General features: G+C 63.0%; 16 protein-coding genes. 9 read left to right on the top strand and 7 right to left on the bottom strand.

What is annotated here, in order from left to right:
- The first annotated feature begins 5 nt into the window (after nucleotides 1-5).
- The 8 genes from amaA (at nucleotide 6) to PVZ78_RS23350 (ending at nucleotide 9,642) form a co-directional block, all read left to right on the top strand.
- Nucleotides 6-1,289, top strand: coding sequence for an L-pipecolate oxidase (amaA, locus tag PVZ78_RS23315; RefSeq protein WP_101281723.1), 1,284 nt, complete (start codon nucleotides 6-8; stop codon nucleotides 1,287-1,289).
- Between the two features lie 362 nt (nucleotides 1,290-1,651).
- Nucleotides 1,652-2,788 carry a branched-chain amino acid ABC transporter substrate-binding protein gene (locus tag PVZ78_RS23320; protein ID WP_009046713.1) on the top strand — a complete coding sequence of 379 codons (1,137 nt, stop codon included), beginning with the start codon at nucleotides 1,652-1,654 and terminating at the stop codon, nucleotides 2,786-2,788.
- Between the two features lie 179 nt (nucleotides 2,789-2,967).
- The gene (locus tag PVZ78_RS23325) at nucleotides 2,968-3,882 is read left to right on the top strand and encodes an ABC transporter permease subunit (RefSeq protein ID WP_009046714.1); all 915 of its coding nucleotides are present in this window, start codon (nucleotides 2,968-2,970) and stop codon (nucleotides 3,880-3,882) included.
- Between the two features lie 2 nt (nucleotides 3,883-3,884).
- Nucleotides 3,885-5,180 carry a high-affinity branched-chain amino acid ABC transporter permease LivM gene (gene livM, locus PVZ78_RS23330; protein ID WP_009046715.1) on the top strand — a complete coding sequence of 432 codons (1,296 nt, stop codon included), beginning with the start codon at nucleotides 3,885-3,887 and terminating at the stop codon, nucleotides 5,178-5,180.
- Nucleotides 5,177-6,052, top strand: a complete 876-nt coding sequence (locus PVZ78_RS23335) for an ABC transporter ATP-binding protein (RefSeq protein ID WP_009046716.1) — start codon at nucleotides 5,177-5,179, stop codon at nucleotides 6,050-6,052. Before livM ends, PVZ78_RS23335 begins: the two co-directional genes overlap by 4 nt.
- Nucleotides 6,049-6,768: an ABC transporter ATP-binding protein gene (locus tag PVZ78_RS23340; protein ID WP_009046717.1), complete on the top strand. Its 720-nt coding sequence runs from the start codon at nucleotides 6,049-6,051 to the stop codon at nucleotides 6,766-6,768. Before PVZ78_RS23335 ends, PVZ78_RS23340 begins: the two co-directional genes overlap by 4 nt.
- Nucleotides 6,769-7,762: 994 nt before the next feature.
- A complete protein-coding gene (locus PVZ78_RS23345; protein ID WP_273829325.1) occupies nucleotides 7,763-8,530 on the top strand; it encodes an SDR family oxidoreductase in 768 nt (255 codons plus the stop codon).
- Nucleotides 8,531-8,736: 206 nt separating this feature from the next.
- The gene (locus PVZ78_RS23350; protein WP_124298392.1) at nucleotides 8,737-9,642 is read left to right on the top strand and encodes a cation diffusion facilitator family transporter; all 906 of its coding nucleotides are present in this window, start codon (nucleotides 8,737-8,739) and stop codon (nucleotides 9,640-9,642) included.
- 101 nt (nucleotides 9,643-9,743) lie between these two features.
- Here PVZ78_RS23350 and PVZ78_RS23355 read toward each other — a convergent pair whose 3' ends face one another.
- From PVZ78_RS23355 to PVZ78_RS23385, 7 genes are all read right to left on the bottom strand, one after another.
- The gene (locus PVZ78_RS23355; RefSeq protein ID WP_273829326.1) at nucleotides 9,744-10,877 is read right to left on the bottom strand and encodes an AGE family epimerase/isomerase; all 1,134 of its coding nucleotides are present in this window, start codon (nucleotides 10,875-10,877) and stop codon (nucleotides 9,744-9,746) included.
- 170 nt (nucleotides 10,878-11,047) lie between these two features.
- Nucleotides 11,048-11,620 carry a HupE/UreJ family protein gene (locus PVZ78_RS23360; RefSeq protein WP_273829327.1) on the bottom strand — a complete coding sequence of 191 codons (573 nt, stop codon included), beginning with the start codon at nucleotides 11,618-11,620 and terminating at the stop codon, nucleotides 11,048-11,050.
- Nucleotides 11,621-11,657: 37 nt separating this feature from the next.
- Nucleotides 11,658-12,272, bottom strand: a complete 615-nt coding sequence (gene ureG / locus PVZ78_RS23365) for an urease accessory protein UreG (protein WP_009046721.1) — start codon at nucleotides 12,270-12,272, stop codon at nucleotides 11,658-11,660.
- A 37-nt stretch (nucleotides 12,273-12,309) separates the two neighbouring features.
- On the bottom strand, nucleotides 12,310-12,984 hold the full coding sequence (locus tag PVZ78_RS23370; RefSeq protein WP_124323389.1) for an urease accessory protein UreF: 675 nt from the start codon (nucleotides 12,982-12,984) through the stop codon (nucleotides 12,310-12,312).
- Complete coding sequence (gene ureE / locus PVZ78_RS23375; RefSeq protein WP_053277231.1) at nucleotides 12,981-13,481, bottom strand: urease accessory protein UreE; 501 nt, start codon at nucleotides 13,479-13,481, stop codon at nucleotides 12,981-12,983. The genes PVZ78_RS23370 and ureE overlap by 4 nt, the downstream gene beginning before the upstream one ends.
- A gap of 267 nt (nucleotides 13,482-13,748) precedes the next feature.
- Complete coding sequence (locus PVZ78_RS23380) at nucleotides 13,749-14,381, bottom strand: TetR family transcriptional regulator (RefSeq protein WP_124323391.1); 633 nt, start codon at nucleotides 14,379-14,381, stop codon at nucleotides 13,749-13,751.
- A gap of 240 nt (nucleotides 14,382-14,621) precedes the next feature.
- Entirely contained in the window at nucleotides 14,622-15,044 is a 423-nt protein-coding gene (locus tag PVZ78_RS23385; RefSeq protein WP_124310262.1) for a hypothetical protein, read from the bottom strand.
- 389 nt (nucleotides 15,045-15,433) lie between these two features.
- On the opposite strand from PVZ78_RS23385, the gene PVZ78_RS23390 reads away from it, so the two are divergent.
- Nucleotides 15,434-17,509 (top strand): AsmA family protein, encoded by a 2,076-nt coding sequence (locus PVZ78_RS23390; RefSeq protein WP_273829328.1) that lies wholly within the window; start codon nucleotides 15,434-15,436, stop codon nucleotides 17,507-17,509.
- Nucleotides 17,510-17,616: the final 107 nt, after the last annotated feature.

The raw sequence follows: 17,616 nt of genomic DNA on the forward strand, positions 1-17,616 counted from the left end.
CTCCTATGTCGTTACGCGAAGAATGCCTGTGGGAAAAACTGACGCCGCAAAGGCCTGACAATGCCCCGCTCAAGGGCGAGGTCACGGTGGATGTCTGCGTGATCGGCGCGGGCTTTACCGGCCTGTCGGCCGCCGTGCACCTGCTGGAGCAGGGCAAGAGAGTCTGTGTACTGGAAGCCCATCGCACCGGTCACGGTGGTTCGGGGCGCAACGTGGGGCTGGTGAACGCGGGGATGTGGATCCCACCGGACGAGATCGAAGCCGGTTTCGGCGAGGCGGTCGGCAGCCAGCTCAACCGCATGCTGGGGGCGGCGCCGGCCCTGGTGTTCAGCTTGATCGACAAATACCGCATCGATTGCCAGCTGCGCCGCGAAGGCACCTTGCACATGGCGCACAACGCCCGGGGCGAGGCCGACCTGCGCAGCCGGGAAGCCCAGTGGAAGCGCCGGGGCGCGCCGGTCGAGCTGTTGACCGGGGCGGCCTGTGAAACCGCCACCGGCACCCGGAAGATCGCCGCCGCCTTGCTCGATCGCCGGGCCGGCACGGTCAATCCGATGGCCTATGTCAGTGGCCTGGCCAAGGCCACGGTCGACCTGGGGGGCCAGCTGTTCGACCACTCGCCGGTGACCCGTCTCGAACGCCAGGGCCAGCGCTGGTCGGTGCAGACCGCGCAAGGCTCGGTGCTGGCCGAGCAGGTGGTGATTGCCTCCAACGCCTACACCGAAGGCGACTGGACCGAATTGCGGCGCAATTTCTTCCCCGGTTACTACTACCAGGTCGCTTCCAGGCCGCTGACCGAGGAAGCCGCGCAGCGGATCCTGCCGGGTGGCCAGGGCTCCTGGGATACCCGCCAGGTGCTCAGCAGCATTCGCCGGGACGCCGACGGTCGCCTGCTGCTGGGCAGCCTGGGCAATGGCAACCAGAAGCCGGCCTGGTTCCTCAAGGCCTGGGCCGACCGGGTGCAGCAGCATTATTTCCCCTACCTGAAAACGGTGGAGTGGGAGTGCACCTGGACCGGCTGCATCGCCTTTACCCCCGATCACCTGATGCGCCTGTTCGAGCCGGCGCCCGGCCTGGTGGCCGTCACCGGCTACAACGGCCGGGGCGTGACCACGGGCACCGTGGTTGGCAAGGCGTTCGCCGATTACCTGTGTAACGGAAATCCTCAGGCCTTGCCGATTCCCTTCGCCCCCATGCAGCCCCTGGCCGGCGTGGGCTTGCGCAGTTGCCTGTACGAGGCCGGGTTCTCGCTGTATCACGCGGGCCAGTGCCTGCGCATCGTTATCTGACAGAGGAAATATGTTGCACGGTGCGGCGCTTTTCGGCGCAGCGACTAGCCTGTAGTGGTGCGGGGCGTAGCAGTCCCGCACCAGTAGTGTGCAGTTCGGTTACGCAGGCTGTTACAGGCTGGTTGCACGTTGATTTGCGCTGCGGTTGCAATGATGGCGCAGGCGGGTTGCGCCTGATGTTTTGTAGGGTTTTACCTTCCGCGGTTTAGACGGTTGCACGCCCAATAAAAAAGGGCTCGAAACAGTCGAAATAACAATAAAAGAGCGACTTTTTTCAGAATAAAAAACCAATGGCACGGCCCTTGCTCTGAGCATTCGGTGAAGTCGCAGTGCCAACTAAAAAAACCTTGGAGCACCACCTCATGTCCCAGACGTTTTACAAGAAAGGCTTTCTGGCCCTCGCAGTGGCAGCTGCGTTGGGCGTTTCTGCGTTTGCTCAGGCCGACCTCAAGATCGGCGTAGCGGGTCCCATGACAGGCGCCAACGCGGCATTTGGCGAGCAGTACATGAAGGGTGCACAGGCAGCGGCTGACGAAATCAACGCCAAGGGCGGCGTCAACGGCGAGAAGATCGTCCTGGTCAAGGGCGACGATGCCTGCGAACCGAAACAGGCCGTGGCCGTAGCCAACCGCCTGGTCGACCAGGACAAGGTGATCGGCGTGGTCGGGCACTTCTGCTCCTCCAACACCATCCCCGCTTCCGAGGTGTACGACGAAGCTGGCGTGATCGCCATCACCCCGGGCTCCACCAACCCGCAGGTCACCGAACGTGGTCTCTCCGCCATGTTCCGCATGTGCGGGCGTGACGACCAGCAGGGCATCGTCGCCGGCGACTACATCGTCGACGTGCTCAAGGGCAAGAAAGTCGTGGTGCTGCACGACAAGGACACCTACGGCCAGGGCCTGGCGGACGCCACCAAGGCACAGCTGAGCAAGCGCGGCGTGACGCCGGTGCTGTACGAAGGCCTGACCCGTGGCGAAAAAGACTTCAGCGCCGTGGTCACCAAGATCCGTGCCGCCGGTGCCGATGTCGTCTACTTCGGCGGCCTGCACCCGGAAGCCGGCCCGCTGGTCCGCCAGCTGCGCGAGCAGGGCTTGAAAGACGTCAAGTTCATGTCCGACGACGGTATCGTCACCGACGAACTGGTGACCACCGCTGGCGGCCCGCAGTACGTCGACGGTGTGTACATGACCTTCGGCGCCGACCCGCGCCTGCTGCCGGACAGCAAGACCGTGGTCGACGCTTTCCGCAAGGCCGGCACCGAGCCTGAAGGCTACACCCTGTATGCCTACGCGTCGGTCCAGGCCCTGGCTGCCGGCTTCAACGGCGCCAAATCCAACAAGGGCGAGGACGCCGCCAAGTGGCTCAAGGCCAACCCGGTGAAAACCGTGATGGGCGAGAAGACCTGGGACGCCAAGGGCGACCTGAAAGTCTCCGACTACGTGGTTTACCAGTGGGACAAGGACGGCAAATACCACCAGCTGGAAAAACAGAAGTGACATGAGCGTCCGGGCAGGCCGGCCCTTCCTCTAGGGGAGGGCGCAGGCCTGCCGCATGCGTGTCCGTGCAGTACCTGTCTTTTCTCGTAGAGCTGCACAACTGTCGTGTTGCGCGGGTGGTTGAACCCCAGGCCGTCGTATCCGCTGTGTGCAGTCTCTCAAATGCGTGAGATTGCGTTATGGATGGTATTTTCCTGCAGCAACTGATCAATGGACTGACCCTCGGGTCTGTCTATGGTCTGATCGCCATCGGCTACACAATGGTCTATGGCATCATTGGCATGATCAACTTCGCCCACGGCGAGGTTTACATGATTTCCGCTTACCTCGCGGCAATCAGTCTGGCTCTGCTGGCCTACTTCGGCATCGAATCCTTCCCGCTGCTCATTCTCGGTACCCTGGTCTTCACCGTCGTCGTGACGGGGATCTATGGCTGGGTCATCGAGCGCGTCGCCTACAAACCCCTGCGTAACTCCACCCGCCTGGCGCCGCTGATCAGCGCCATCGGTATCTCGCTGATCCTGCAGAACTACGCGCAGATCAGCCAGGGCGCCAAGCAACAAGGTGTACCGACGCTGCTGGCCGGCGCCTGGAAGGTCGAGATCGGCACCGGTTTCGTCCAGCTCACCTACACCAAGATCTTCATCCTGGTGGCGGCATTCGCCGGCATGGCGTTGCTCACCTACATCATCAAGTACACCAAGCTCGGCCGCATGTGCCGCGCCACCCAGCAAGACCGCAAGATGGCCTCGATCCTCGGGATCAACACCGACCGGGTGATTTCCTACGTGTTCATCATCGGCGCGGCCATGGCTGCGCTGGCGGGTGTACTGATCACCATGAACTACGGCACGTTCGACTTCTATGCCGGCTTCGTCATCGGCATCAAGGCGTTTACCGCGGCGGTCCTCGGCGGCATCGGGTCGCTGCCGGGCGCGATGCTCGGCGGGATCATCCTCGGGATCTCCGAGTCGCTGTTCTCCGGTCTGATCAACTCCGACTACAAAGACGTGTTCAGTTTCTCGCTGCTGGTGCTGATTCTGATCTTCCGTCCCCAAGGCCTGCTGGGTCGCCCACTCGTGGCGAAGGTATAAGTATGTCTGCTGCCAATAAACCGATTGATATCAAAAAGAGCGTCATCGACGCCGTGCTGGCCGGGCTGATCTCGCTGATCGTGTTCGGTCCTATCGTGGGTGTGGTACTCGAGGGCTACAGCTTCAACCTGCAACCGGCCCGCGTCGGCTGGCTGGTGGCGATCGTGATGATCGGCCGCTTTGCCTTGAGCCTGTTCCTGCAGACGCCCAAGGGTCTGAGGATCCTCCAGGGTTTCGAAAGCAGCAGCTCCGGTGTGCATGTGCGGGCGCCGGACTACAAGTCGCGGCTGCGCTGGATCATCCCGGCGCTGATCGTGATCGCCATCGTCTTCCCGTTCTTCGCCAACAAGTACCTGCTGACCGTGGTCATCCTCGGCCTGATCTACGTGCTGCTGGGCCTGGGGCTGAACATCGTGGTTGGCCTGGCCGGGCTGCTCGACCTGGGGTACGTGGCGTTCTACGCCATCGGTGCCTACGGCCTGGCGCTGGGTTACCAGTACCTGGGCCTGGGCTTCTGGACCGTGCTGCCCCTGGCGGCTCTCGCCGCGGCGCTGGCGGGGTGCATACTCGGCTTCCCGGTGTTGCGCATGCACGGTGACTACCTGGCCATCGTGACCCTGGGCTTCGGCGAGATCATCCGCCTGATCCTCAACAACTGGCTGTCCTTCACCGGCGGCCCGAACGGCATGCCGGTGCCGTCGCCGACCATCTTCGGCCTGGAGTTCGGACGGCGGGCGAAGGATGGCGGGGTGCCGTTCCACGAGTTCTTCGGCCTGGAATACAACCCCAACCTGAAATTCCTGTTCATCTACATCGTGCTGTTCATCGTGGTGCTGCTGGTGCTCTACATCAAGCACCGGCTGACCCGCATGCCGGTCGGCCGGGCCTGGGAAGCGCTGCGCGAAGACGAGATCGCCTGCCGCGCCATGGGCCTGAACCATGTGCTGGTGAAACTCTCGGCCTTCACCATCGGCGCCTCGACCGCCGGCCTGGCCGGGGTGTTCTTCGCCAGCTACCAGGGCTTCGTGAACCCCTCGTCCTTCACCTTCTTCGAGTCGGCGCTGATCCTGGCCATCGTGGTCCTGGGCGGCATGGGTTCGACCGTCGGCGTGGTGATCGCGGCGTTCGTGCTGACCGTGGCGCCGGAGCTGCTGCGCAGTTTCTCCGAGTACCGGGTGCTGCTGTTCGGCATCCTCATGGTGTTGATGATGATCTGGCGACCCCGGGGCCTGATTCGTATCAGCCGCACCGGCGTGACCCCGCGCAAGGGTGCCTTGACCGAGAGGAGCGCATCATGAGCGATGAAGTGATCCTGAAGGTCGAGAACCTGATGATGCACTTCGGTGGCATCAAGGCCCTGAGCGACGTCAGCCTGGAGGTCAAGCGCAACTCCATCTTCGCCCTGATCGGCCCCAACGGTGCCGGCAAGACCACGGTGTTCAACTGCCTGACCGGTTTCTACAAGGCCACGGGCGGGCATATCGCCCTGAATACCCGGGGCACGCCGACCAATGTCATCAAGCTGCTGGGCGAGCCGTTCCGGGTGACCGACTTCGTGTCGCCCAAGCGCTTTGCCAGCCGGCTGTTCTACAAGATGTTCGGCGGTACCCACCTGGTGAACCGGGCGGGCCTGGCACGGACCTTCCAGAACATTCGCCTGTTCAGGGAAATGTCGGTGCTGGAGAACCTGCTGGTGGCCCAGCACATGTGGGTCAACCGCAACCTGCTGTCCGGCATCCTCAATACCAAGAGTTACCAGAAGGCCGAAAGCGATGCCCTGGACCACGCCTTCTACTGGCTGGAAGTGGTGGACCTGGTGGACTGCGCCAACCGCCTGGCCGGCGAGTTGTCCTACGGCCAGCAACGCCGCCTGGAAATCGCCCGCGCCATGTGCACCCGGCCGCAGATCATCTGCCTCGACGAACCGGCCGCCGGCCTCAACCCCCAGGAAACCGAAGCGCTCAGCGCGATGATCCGGCTGCTGCGCGACGAGCACGACCTGACCGTGGTGCTGATTGAACATGACATGGGCATGGTGATGAGTATTTCCGACCATATCGTGGTGCTCGACCACGGCAACGTGATCGCCGAGGGCGGGCCCGAAGCGATCCGCAACGACCCGAAAGTGATTGCCGCCTACCTGGGTGCGGACGAAGAGGAGCTGGTATGACGACTGCACCTATCCTCGAACTCAAGGACCTGGACGTGTACTACGGGCCGATCCAGGCCCTGAAGAAAGTCTCGCTGCACATCAACGAAGGTGAAACCGTGAGCCTGATCGGCTCCAACGGTGCCGGCAAGTCCACGCTGCTGATGTCGATTTTCGGCCAGCCGCGGGCCGAGTCCGGGCAGATCATCTATCGCGGTGTGGACATCACCCACAAGTCCTCGCACTACATCGCCTCCAATGGCATCGCCCAGTCGCCGGAAGGGCGCCGGGTGTTTCCGGACATGACGGTGGAAGAGAACCTGCTGATGGGCACCATCCCCATCGGCGACAAGTACGCCACCGAAGACATGCAGCGCATGTTCGAACTGTTCCCGCGGCTCAAGGAACGTCGGACCCAGCGGGCCATGACCATGTCCGGCGGCGAGCAGCAGATGCTCGCCATCGCCCGCGCGCTGATGAGCCGTCCCAAGCTGCTGTTGCTGGACGAACCGAGCCTGGGGCTGGCGCCAATCGTGGTGAAGCAGATCTTCGCCACCCTGCGCGAGCTGGCCTCCACCGGCATGACCATCTTCCTGGTCGAGCAGAACGCCAACCACGCGCTGAAGCTGTCGGACCGGGCCTATGTGATGGTCAACGGCGAGATCCGCCTGAGCGGTACCGGCAAGGAACTGCTGGTCAACGAGGAGGTGCGTAACGCGTATCTGGGCGGTCACTGAGCCTGTTTGCGCTGGCTGAAACATGCCCCGCCGGTTTATGCCGGCGGGGCATTTTTTATCCACACCCCGTCCTTGTAGGAGCGAGGCTTGCCCGCGATCCGTTCACCCTGTGAATTCGGTATACCGCGTTATCGTTCATCGCGGGCAAGCCTCGCTCCTACAGAAGCAAGCGGCTGCGGATGACCTTGTCCACAGCTGAAAGCGCAAATTGTGGAAAACATTCTGCGCAAGCTGGCAAAGCGCGGCATAAAGACACTGCAAATAGTTGTTTTGCCACGGTTTTGACTTGTCCCCGTTTGCTGTGGAACTGGCTGTGGGTAACGTGGGAGTAGCTGGCTGTACGCCTTGATCGGCGTGGCCTGCAGGCGGTTGATTGTTTTTTGATCAGGCTTTTTTGCCGGACCTCGAGCAGCCGTTGTCAACCTTTTTATTGTCGCAGGCAAAGGGCGAAAACACCCTGGACAAGCCTGTGGATAAGTCTGTGACTAAACTCTGGAAAGACTCGCCAAGGCAGCGTCGTTACTGGCTTGAAGCCATCCCCTGCCTGACCGCCCGGCCGCCTTCGTCGGCCGGGGCTGCATGGACACCATGCCCGGGTCAAGCAAAAAACTTTCTAAAACCGCCTGCAGCCCCTGTGGATAGCGGCTTGCAGACTTTTGCACTTGCCCCCAAAGACTGTGGAGCGTCCTGTGGATAAGGTGCGTGCATATGGCTGCGGGCCAGGAAAGCCGGGGCTTTGCTGGTGTTGGTCGTTTTCTGTACAGTTGCGTCCCTGTAGCCGCTGCCGAAGGCTGCGATAAGGCCCGGAGGGCCTTTCAACGATCTTGAAGAGCACGCCCTCTTCGAGGTCGATCGCAGCCTTCGGCAGCGGCTACAGGGGAAGCTGATAGCCTGGCTCGCACAACCTCCGGTTGCCGCTGCGATTCAGGCCGGGCATGCTGCGAAACGATTTTTCATTTCCACGGCGGTTCGACGCCCCAGCAAGGAGAACACCATGACTTCCACCCTGTTTATTACCGGCGCGACCTCCGGTTTTGGCGAAGCCTGTGCCCGTCGTTTTGCCGAGGCCGGCTGGTCGCTGGTGCTGACCGGGCGCCGCGAGGAGCGTCTCGACGCCCTGTGCGCCGAACTGTCGAAGCAGACCGAAGTGCATGGCCTGGTGCTCGATGTGCGGGACCGCAAGGCCATGGAAGAAGCGATCGTCAACCTGCCGCCGTCCTTTGCCAAGCTGCGCGGGCTGATCAACAACGCCGGCCTGGCCCTGGGGGTCGACCCGGCGCCCAAGTGCGACCTGGACGACTGGGACACCATGGTCGACACCAACATCAAGGGCCTGATGTACAGCACCCGCCTGCTGCTGCCCCGCCTGATCGCCCATGGCCGCGGCGCCGGCATCGTCAACCTCGGTTCCATCGCCGGCAACTACCCGTATCCGGGCAGCCACGTGTATGGCGCGAGCAAGGCGTTCGTCAAACAGTTCTCCCTGAACCTGCGTTGCGACCTGCAAGGCACCGGTGTGCGGGTGACCAACATCGAGCCGGGCTTGTGCGAAAGCGAGTTCTCGCTGGTGCGCTTCAAGGGCGACCAGGAGCGTTATGATGCCACCTATGCCGGTGCCGAGCCGATCCAGCCGCAGGACATCGCCGACACCATCTTCTGGGTGCTCAACACGCCGGCCCACGTCAATATCAACAGCCTGGAGCTGATGCCGGTAAGCCAGACCTGGGCCGGCTTCGCCATCGAGCGCAACGCCAAGGGCTGAGACCGCGTTGCCCGTATCGCGAGCAAGCTCGCTCCTACAAACGCAGTGCAGTAGCTGTAGGAGCGAGCTTGCTCGCGATAGCGGTTTACAATTCCCCGCAACATTTCAGCTGCTTGCGTTCAGCCCGCACAAGGTAGACTCCCGCTCCGCAACCCACCGCGGCCTTGCATCAAGGCTGCGATTTCAAAGGTTCTCGAGGAGGAAATGTGAGTAACCGAGGTGAGCAGGTACTGCTCAAACAATCGACCATCCTGATGTTCGCCGTGGCAATCGCCGCGATCGTCACGGGTTTTTTTTCCGGTTCCCAATCGATTCTGTTCGATGGTTTTTTTTCGCTGATCGCGACCGTCATCAAGGTCCTGATGCTGATCACCGCCAAGCTGATCGCCAAGGAAAGCAACCAGCGCTTTCAGTTCGGCTTCTGGCACCTGGAACCGATGGTGCTGCTGATCGAAGGCAGCTTTTTGTTGCTGATTGCGATCTATGCCTTTCTCAGCGGTATGTTCGGCATCATCAACGGTGGCCGCGAGATCGAACTGGGCCTGGTGATCCCTTTTGCGATGGTGCTTAGCGTCGTCTGCTTCGCCTATTTCTTCTACGTCCGTTATCGCAATCGCACGTTGAAATCCTCGTTGATCCAGTTCGACAACGTCAGCTGGCTGGTGGACGCGATGCTCTCGGTCGGCTTGCTGGTGAGCTTTCTCATCGCGTTGCTGCTCAAGACCCAGGGTTATGGCCAGTGGGCCGCTTACGTCGACCCGTCAATCCTGATCCTGCTGGCCCTGAGCATGCTCGCGCCGGCCTTCAATATTCTCAAGCCGGCGTTACGCGATGTACTGGGAATTGTCCCGGACCAACTGGATGACAAGGTTCGCCAAGTGATGGACAAGGCGAAAGTCGAGCATGGCTTTGCCGACTACATCTCGTATGTGCAGAAGCATGGACGGGCGCGGTTCATCGAGATTCACATCGTGCTGCCGGCGGACTATCCGTTGCAGGGCGTGGCGACGCTGGACACGCTGCGCGAGGAGATATCCACACAGCTCGGCAAGGCGGATGCGGCGCGCTGGCTGACCATCAGCTTCACCGGGGATCGCAAGTGGATTGCCTGAGGCCTTCCTGAGCGCAGGCGCTCAATCGCGAGCAAGCTCGCTCCTACAAAGGACCACGCGATCCTGTAGGAGCGAAGCTTGCTCGCGATAGCGGTTGACGATCAGTCGAAGTATTCGGCCAAACCGAGATAACAGGTCGCCAGGTGGTAAGGCGTGGTTGACGGCATGTCCCGACGGCTGAGCACGCCATGGGCGTCCAGGCATTCGTTCCAGCCCTTGGCATGGAGGAAGTGTTTTTGCAGCGCCAGCAACTGGCGCTGCAGGCGTTCGGCACTGCCCTGGCGCAAGGTCAGGGCGCGCAGGTATTCGGCCTGGGCCCAGATGCGCTGGGTCGGGTCGAGCACGCCGCCCTCGACACTCAACATCCCGCTCACCGCACCGCTGTGGTTATCCACACCGACGTGCTCGGCATAGGCGAAGGCTCGCTCCAGCGAGGCGTGCAACGGACAGCCACGCAGCAGGGCCGAGGATTGCAGCAGGAAGAACCATTCGAACTGGTGCCCCGGCTCGAACCAGTTATCCACAGCTCCCAGGGGTTTCTCCATCATCAGCCCATGCTGCGGCTCGATAAAGCGCTGCTGCATGGCCTCGCACAGGGCCAGCAATGCGCCTTGCACGGCGGCGTCGTCACGCACGGCCAGGGTGGCGAGGAAGGCTTCGGCCAGGTGCATCAGCGGGTTCTGCAAGGGGCCGGACGCCAGGGACGACCAGTCCTCGGCGAGGACCGCCTCGTACAGGCCATCGCTGCTGGCAAAGCGCTCGGCCACCACTTTCAGCGCGGCATTGAGCACCGACTCCACCAGCGGCTCGCGGACCTTGGCCCAGTAATGGGCGCAGGCAAAGATGATGAAGGCGTGGGTGTAGAGGTCCTTGCGCCTGTCCAGCGGCGCGCCCTGGGCATCGATGCTGTAGAACCAGCCACCGTGCTCGGCGTCGTGGAAGTGCCGTTGCAGGGCGCGGAACAGCGCCGCGGCGCGCTCTTGGGCAAGCGGCGTGCGCCCATCGCCGATCAGGCTGGAAAACAGGTACAGCTGCCGGGCGCAGGCCATGGCCCGATAACGTTGCGGCGGCAGCGGGGCATGCTCGGCGTCCAGCGCCTCGAAGGGCAGCGCCAGCTCCGGATTCCAGCCCGGCCCCTGCCAGAGCGGCACGATCACGGTGTGGAAATGCTGCTGCACGGCCTTGAACAGGGCGGTCGATTCAGACGGGGAAACGGGGCTGGAAACATCGGGCATTGGCTGGCGTCGTCACGGCAGGGTGGAATGCGCGACATGGTAGCAGAGAAGGCCCCGGGGAGCGGTGTTGGGCCGGCGCCCGTAATCGCGAGCAAGCTCGCTCCTACAGTGACGGCGCTGTTCCTGTAGGAGCGAGCTTGCTCGCGAAAAAATGCCTCAAACGACGCGCATCAGCCTGCCAGTAACCAGGCACCGGTCAGTGCCGACGCCGCACCCGCCAGGCGCACCAGCGGCGCGGCGGCTTGTGGCAGGACCCGTACCACGGCGTAACCGGCCGCGTGCAGTGCCGCGGTGGCGGCGACGAAGCCAATGGCATAGGTCCAGGGGCTGGACATGTCCGGCAGTTCCAGGCCGTGGGCCACACCGTGGAACAGGGCGAACATCGCGGTGGCGGCCACCGCCAGGCTCAGCGGCGGACGCACCGCCAGGGCCACGGCCAGGCCGAGGGCCAGGACCGACGCGGCGATCCCGCTTTCCAGGGCCGGCAGGTTCAGTCCTTCAAAACCCAGCACGCCGCCGATCAGCATGGTGCCGACGAAGGTGCAGGGCAGTGCCCAGCGCGCCGCGCCATGCTGCTGCGCAGCCCACAGGCCGACCGCGAGCATCGCCAGCAAGTGGTCGAGGCCGCCGATCGGGTGGCTGATACCAGCGATCAGGCCGTTGTCGCCGTGGCCCGGGTGCGCGAAGGCCAGGGCGGGAGTCAGCAGCAGGGCGAGGGTGCCGAGAATGCGTTTGAGGGTCATGGGCAGGCTTCCTTGTTGAGCAGTTTGAAAAGAGCGATCAGGCTGCGGTCAGCAGTCCCTGGCGTTCGATAAAGGCGATGATTTCCTCCAGGCCCTGGCCGGTCTTCTGATTGCTGAAGACGAACGGCTTGCCGCCGCGCATGCGCCGGGTATCGCCGTCCATCATCTCCAGCGAAGCGCCGACCAGGGGCGCCAGGTCGATCTTGTTGATCACCAGCAGGTCGGACTTGCAGATGCCCGGGCCGCCCTTGCGCGGCAGCTTGTCGCCTGCCGACACGTCGATCACATAGATGGTCAGGTCGGACAGTTCCGGGCTGAAGGTCGCCGACAGGTTGTCGCCGCCGGACTCCACCAGAATCAGGTCGAGGCCGGGAAAACGCCGGTTCAGTTGATCCACCGCTTCGAGGTTGATCGAGGCGTCTTCGCGAATCGCCGTGTGCGGGCAGCCACCGGTTTCCACACCGATGATGCGCTCGGGCGCCAGGGCCTCGTTGCGCACCAGGAAGTCGGCGTCTTCGCGGGTGTAGATATCGTTGGTCACCACCGCCAGGTTGTAGCGTTCGCGCAGGGCCAGGCACAGGGCTAGGGTCAGGGCGGTCTTGCCGGAGCCCACCGGGCCGCCGATGCCGACGCGCAGAGGTTGTGTGTTCATGCGGCTCTCCAAAATAAAGGCACCAAAATAAAAGGACTTATGAACGGAACAGGCGGCTGTACTGGCGCTCATGGGCCATGCACGCCAGGGACAGGCCGAAGGCGGCGCTGCCGTAATGTTCGGGGTCGAGGCTCGAGGCATGGCGCTGGGCCTGTTGCAACAGCGGCAGCAGTTCGCTGGTCAGGCGCTGGGCGGCCTGCTGGCCCAGGGGCAGGGTTTTCATCAGCACCGCCAGCTGGTTTTCCAGCCAGCTCCACAGCCAGGCGGCCAGGGCGTCCTGCGGGCTGATCCGCCAGGCCCGCGCGGCCAGGGCCCAGCCCAGGGCCAGGTGCGGCTCGGCGATCTGCTCGAGAAAGGCGCGGGCCGGCACATCCAGCTCGGGCAGGCCGTTCAGCAACTGTTGCAGGGAGTAACCCATCTGCCGGCTTTCCTGGTGCAGCTCGCGGGTTTCGCGGCTGGCGCGATGTTCCTGGCACAGCTGCAGCAGCTGCGCCCAGTCCTCATCGGCGGCCGCCTGACAATGGGCCAGCAACAGCGGCGCTTCGAAGCGCGCCAGGTTGAGCAGCAACTGATCGCCGATCCAGCGCCGGGCGCTGTACGGGTCCTTGACGGTGGCCTGTTCCACAGCCATTTCCAGGCCCTGGGAATAGCTGTAGCCGCCAATCGGCAGCTGTGGACTGGCCAGGCGCAGCAGGGCCCAGGCCGGATTCATGGGCGCACGCCGAACTGGTGCAGCCGCGGCGCGTAGTTGAAGTCCTCGTCGCCGTGGCGGGAATGATGGTGGCCACCGCCGTAGGCGCCGTGTTCCGGCTGGAACGGTGCCTCTATGGTTTCGGTGCTGGCGCCGAGCTGTTCGAGCATGGCCTTGAGCACATAGTCGTCCAGCAGGCGCAGCCAGCCATCGCCGACTTGCAGGGCAACGTGGCGGTTGCCCAGGTGGTAGGCGGCGCGGGTCAGTTCGAAGGCATTGCGGCAGGTGACATGCAGCAGGGTTTCCGGACGCGCGCAGACCCGCACGATCCGGCCGTCCTCGGCTTGCAGGTATTCGCCGTCGTGCAGCGGCGGCTGGCCACGCTCCAGAAACAGCCCGACGTCTTCGCCGTCGGCACTAAAACAGCGCAAACGGCTTTTGCTGCGGGCTTCGAAGGTCAGGTGCAACTCGGCGGACCAGTCGGGTTGCGGCGCGATTCTGCGATGAATCACCAGCATTGGAAGGCTTCCAGCTATGAGCGATGCAGGGTGTAGAGCAAGTGCCTTGCCAATCGCCCGGTCTGATCGGAAACAGGTGGGAAGCGCCTGAAAATGGGGCAAGCTTATGTTTTATTTTGTTACAAATTCAAAATTCGATCTGATTTATAGCACTGACTTGGTGCGCTGTGCTGTTTTTTGATGCGCGGCAAAGCGCCGCTCTGGCGCAGGCCATAGCGGGCATATGAGGCGGTGGAGGAGGTGGTGCGGTTGAGCGAAGCGGCGGGCTTATTCCGTGCTGCCCAGCCCCTGCCAATGCTTGAGGCCGATAAAGATGAAACGTAGCTGCTGGGTAATTTTCGCCTGGGGCGTGAGGTGCTCGGGCAGGGCCTCGGCAGGCGGGTCGATGATGTCCGGCAAGGTGGCAAACACACTTTTGACGATCAGGTCGGCCATCACCGTCAGGTCGGCGATGTTCAGGTGTTGCAACTTGGGCATCAGGGTCAGGTCGGCCGCCAGGTCGGAACTGATGTTTTCCCGCAGGCTGGCGATCGCCTGGCGCACCGGCAGCGAACCGCCGTACTGCTCGCGGGCGAGAAACAGGAACTGCGAACGGTTGGCCGCCACCACATCGAGGAAGATCCGTACCGAGGCATCGATGATGCCGCCCATGACAAATTCGTTATGGCGCACCAGGCGGATGGTTGCGCGGAAGGTCTGGCCGACTTCGCTGACGAGTTCCAGGCCGAGCTGGTCCATATCGGCGAAATGCCGGTAGAAACCGGTCGGCACGATGCCGGCGGTTTTTGCCACTTCGCGCAGGCTCAGGCTGCCGAATCCGCGGCCGCATTCCATCAGGTGGCGGGCAGCGTCCATCAGAGCGTTGCGAGTCTGTTGTTTCTGTTCGGCGCGGGGCAGCATCGGCTGGCTGGTTTTCTGATCAAGAGAGCGGCGCACTCTAGCAAATCAACTTTACCGGCGTCGAACCCGGTGGGGGCGGTGGATTGAAGGCGAGGCTTGGATCGGAGTGTTGGGGCGCAGGACTAAAACGGCGCAGCTCAGGAAAAAACAAAGCCCGATCCAGGGACCGGGCTTTTCTGTAGAGGCATCATAGGCTTGACTCACAGCTGGGTTGCGTTAGGCCAAACGGTCGTTGCCGTCTTAAACCAGACCTTTCTCTTCCAGGCGATCACGGCCGCCTTCAGCTACAGCTTGGCCCAGGGGAGTGCGATCGAAGCCGTCTTCAGCCAGGGTCTGACCTTGTGGGGTGCGGTCGCTGCCGTCGGAAGCCAGGGTCTGGCCTTGTGGGGTGCGGTCGCTGCCGTCGGAAGCCAGGGTCTGGCCTTGTGGGGTGCGGTCGCTGCCATCGGAAGCCAGGGTCTGGCCTTGTGGAGTGCGGTCGCTACCGTCGGAAGCCAGGGTCTGGCCTTGTGGGGTGCGGTCACTGCCGTCGGAAGCCAGGGTCTGGGTGAATACCGAGGTGCTTGCCTTGACTTGTGGGGTAGCCTGTTCAGCGGCTGGCAGGGCGAAAGCGTTGGCTGCCAGGATCGAGAGGGTCAGGCTAAGCAGTAATTGGCGTTTCATGATGAGTTGCTCCTTGGGAGGGCGATAAAGTGGGTACGGAGCCAATGTTACGCGCGCTAAATCGATATAAAAGTTCATAAAGACAATGGTAATAATCAACAGAATTGATTGTTCAGCCCGAGGGCTCTAGAACGGGCGTTTTCGAAGAAGGGTTTTGCACCGGGGTGGGTATTTTCGACCCATCTGCGCCTCGCAAAAGTGCGGCGGCGGTAACGCCAAGCTGGCGCTTCGGTCAGAAAAATCTGTGCTTTTGTGTCTGAGTCGCGGCTTTTGGGTTAAACCTGCGGGCCGTTTGTCAGTCCTAGTTTCCATGACCGGTGGATTTCAACCCCGGCAGTTCATAAGGGCGTCGCCATCCAGGCGCCCGTCAGCAGTCAGGAGCCCTGTGCATGACGCGCACCCGTAAAATTCTCGCCTGGACAGTCGGTAGCCTTTTCCTGCTGCTGGCCGTGCTGGTACTGATCATCGCGTTCTTCGATTGGAACCGGATCAAGCCGCCACTCAATGCCAAAGTCTCCGAAGAACTGCATCGCCCCTTCGCCATCAACGGCAACCTGGCGGTGATCTGGCAGCGCGAACTCGACGAAGGCGGCTGGCGGGCCTGGGTGCCCTGGCCGCACGTGGTGGCCGAAGACCTGACCCTGGGCAACCCCGAGTGGTCCAAGGCGCCGCAGATGGTCAGCCTCAAGCGCGTCGAATTGCGCATTTCACCCCTGGCATTGCTGGCGCAGCGCGTGCGCATTCCGCGTATCGACCTCACCGAGCCGAATGCCGCCCTCGAGCGCCTGGCCGACGGCCGCGCCAACTGGACTTTCCAGTTCGACCCGAAAGACCCGAACGCCGAACCCTCCAACTGGGTGGTGGACATCGGCGCCATCGGCTTCGACAAAGGGCATGTCATCCTCAATGACCAAAACCTGAAAACCCGCCTCGACCTGCTGATCGACCCACTGGGCAAGCCGATTCCGTTCAGCGACATCGTTGGCGACAAGGCGGCGAAGAAAGCCGAGGAGAAGGGCGCAGCCCCCCAGTCCTATGCCTTTGCCTTCAAGGCCAAGGGGCAGTATCACGGCCAGGCCCTGGCCGGCTCCGGCAAGATCGGCGGCCTGCTGGCGCTGCAGGATGCGAGCAAGCCGTTCCCGCTGCAGGTCCAGGCAACGATCGGCGATACCCGCGTCGAACTGGCCGGCACCCTGACCGACCCGCTGAACCTCGGCGCGCTGGATCTGCGCATGAAGCTCGCCGGCACCAGCCTGGGCAACCTGTACCCGCTGACCGGCGTGACCCTGCCGGACTCGCCGGCCTATGCCACCGATGGCCATCTGAGCGCGCAGCTGCGCGATCCGGCCGGGGCGAAGTTCCAGTACCAGGACTTCAACGGCAAGATCGGCGACAGCGACATTCATGGCAACCTGACCTACGTCGCCAGCCAGCCGCGGCCCAAGCTGACCGGCGCGCTGGTGTCCAATCAGTTGCTGTTCAGCGACCTGGCGCCGCTGATCGGTGCCGACTCCAATGCCGAGCAGAAGGCCCGTGGCGGCGACAGCAAGCAACCGGCGGACAAGGTGCTGCCGGTGGAAGAGTTCCGCACCGAGCGCTGGCGTGACATGGACGCCGATGTCGAATTCACCGGCAAGCGCATCGTCCAAAGCGCCGATTTGCCCTTCACCGACCTGTACACCCATCTGGTGCTCGACGACGGGCGCCTGAGCCTGGAGCCGCTGCGTTTCGGCGTGGCCGGCGGCAAGCTGGATGCGCAGATTCGCCTCAATGGCCAGGCCACGCCGCTGGAAGGCCGGGCCAAACTGACTGCGCGCAACTTCAAGCTCAAGCAGCTGTTCCCGACCTTAGAGCTGATGAAAACCAGCTTCGGCGAACTCAACGGCGATGCCGATATCGCCGGGCGCGGCAATTCGGTGGCGGCCCTGCTCGGCAGCGCCAACGGCGAGCTGAAGATGCTGATCAACGACGGTGCCATCAGCCGCAGCCTGATGGAGATCGCCGGGCTCAACGTCGGCAACTATGTGATCGGCAAGATGTTTGGCGACAAGGAAGTGAAGATCAATTGCGCCGCTGCCGACTTCGGCATCAAGACCGGCCTGGCCACCAGTCGTCTGTTCGTGTTCGATACCGAGAACGCGATCGTCTACATCGACGGCACCGCGAACATGGCCAGCGAGCAACTGGACCTGACCATCACACCTGAGTCCAAGGGCCTGCGCCTGTTCTCCCTGCGCTCGCCGCTCTATGTGCAAGGCAAGTTCATCAAGCCGGAGGCCGGGGTCAAGGCCGTGCCGCTGATGTTGCGCGGCGCCGGCATGGTGGCGCTGGGGGTGATCGCCGGGCCGGCGGCCGGGTTGCTGGCACTGGTGGCGCCGAGCGGTGGCGAGCCGAACCAGTGCGCGCCGCTGCTCGAGCAGATGCGCTCGGGCAAGGCGCCGGTGGCGGTCAAACCGACCCGCTAAGACCCGCTTTTCTGCAGGAGCAGCCGGTCGACGCTCGATTGCTCGCGATGAACGATAACGCGGTACTACAGGCACTCCGCGGTGCCTGGATCGCGGGCAAGCCTCGC

It is taken from the genome of Pseudomonas sp. SBT1-2, from assembly GCF_028640875.1.
Lineage (GTDB): Bacteria > Pseudomonadota > Gammaproteobacteria > Pseudomonadales > Pseudomonadaceae > Aquipseudomonas > Aquipseudomonas chlororaphis_I.

Bases quoted from the DNA above. Each gene is read 5' to 3' on its own strand.
- PVZ78_RS23355 (WP_273829326.1), bottom strand. From the start codon at position 10,877: ATGCCCGATGTTTCCAGCCCCGTTTCCCCGTCTGAATCGACCGCCCTG.
- PVZ78_RS23380 (WP_124323391.1), bottom strand. From the start codon at position 14,381: ATGCTGCCCCGCGCCGAACAGAAACAACAGACTCGCAACGCTCTGATG.
- PVZ78_RS23335 (WP_009046716.1), top strand. From the start codon at position 5,177: ATGAGCGATGAAGTGATCCTGAAGGTCGAGAACCTGATGATGCACTTC.
- PVZ78_RS23340 (WP_009046717.1), top strand. From the start codon at position 6,049: ATGACGACTGCACCTATCCTCGAACTCAAGGACCTGGACGTGTACTAC.
- livM (WP_009046715.1), top strand. From the start codon at position 3,885: ATGTCTGCTGCCAATAAACCGATTGATATCAAAAAGAGCGTCATCGAC.
- ureE (WP_053277231.1), bottom strand. From the start codon at position 13,481: ATGCTGGTGATTCATCGCAGAATCGCGCCGCAACCCGACTGGTCCGCC.
- PVZ78_RS23320 (WP_009046713.1), top strand. From the start codon at position 1,652: ATGTCCCAGACGTTTTACAAGAAAGGCTTTCTGGCCCTCGCAGTGGCA.
- PVZ78_RS23345 (WP_273829325.1), top strand. From the start codon at position 7,763: ATGACTTCCACCCTGTTTATTACCGGCGCGACCTCCGGTTTTGGCGAA.
- PVZ78_RS23385 (WP_124310262.1), bottom strand. From the start codon at position 15,044: ATGAAACGCCAATTACTGCTTAGCCTGACCCTCTCGATCCTGGCAGCC.
- PVZ78_RS23360 (WP_273829327.1), bottom strand. From the start codon at position 11,620: ATGACCCTCAAACGCATTCTCGGCACCCTCGCCCTGCTGCTGACTCCC.
- PVZ78_RS23370 (WP_124323389.1), bottom strand. From the start codon at position 12,984: ATGAATCCGGCCTGGGCCCTGCTGCGCCTGGCCAGTCCACAGCTGCCG.
- PVZ78_RS23325 (WP_009046714.1), top strand. From the start codon at position 2,968: ATGGATGGTATTTTCCTGCAGCAACTGATCAATGGACTGACCCTCGGG.
- PVZ78_RS23390 (WP_273829328.1), top strand. From the start codon at position 15,434: ATGACGCGCACCCGTAAAATTCTCGCCTGGACAGTCGGTAGCCTTTTC.
- ureG (WP_009046721.1), bottom strand. From the start codon at position 12,272: ATGAACACACAACCTCTGCGCGTCGGCATCGGCGGCCCGGTGGGCTCC.
- amaA (WP_101281723.1), top strand. From the start codon at position 6: ATGTCGTTACGCGAAGAATGCCTGTGGGAAAAACTGACGCCGCAAAGG.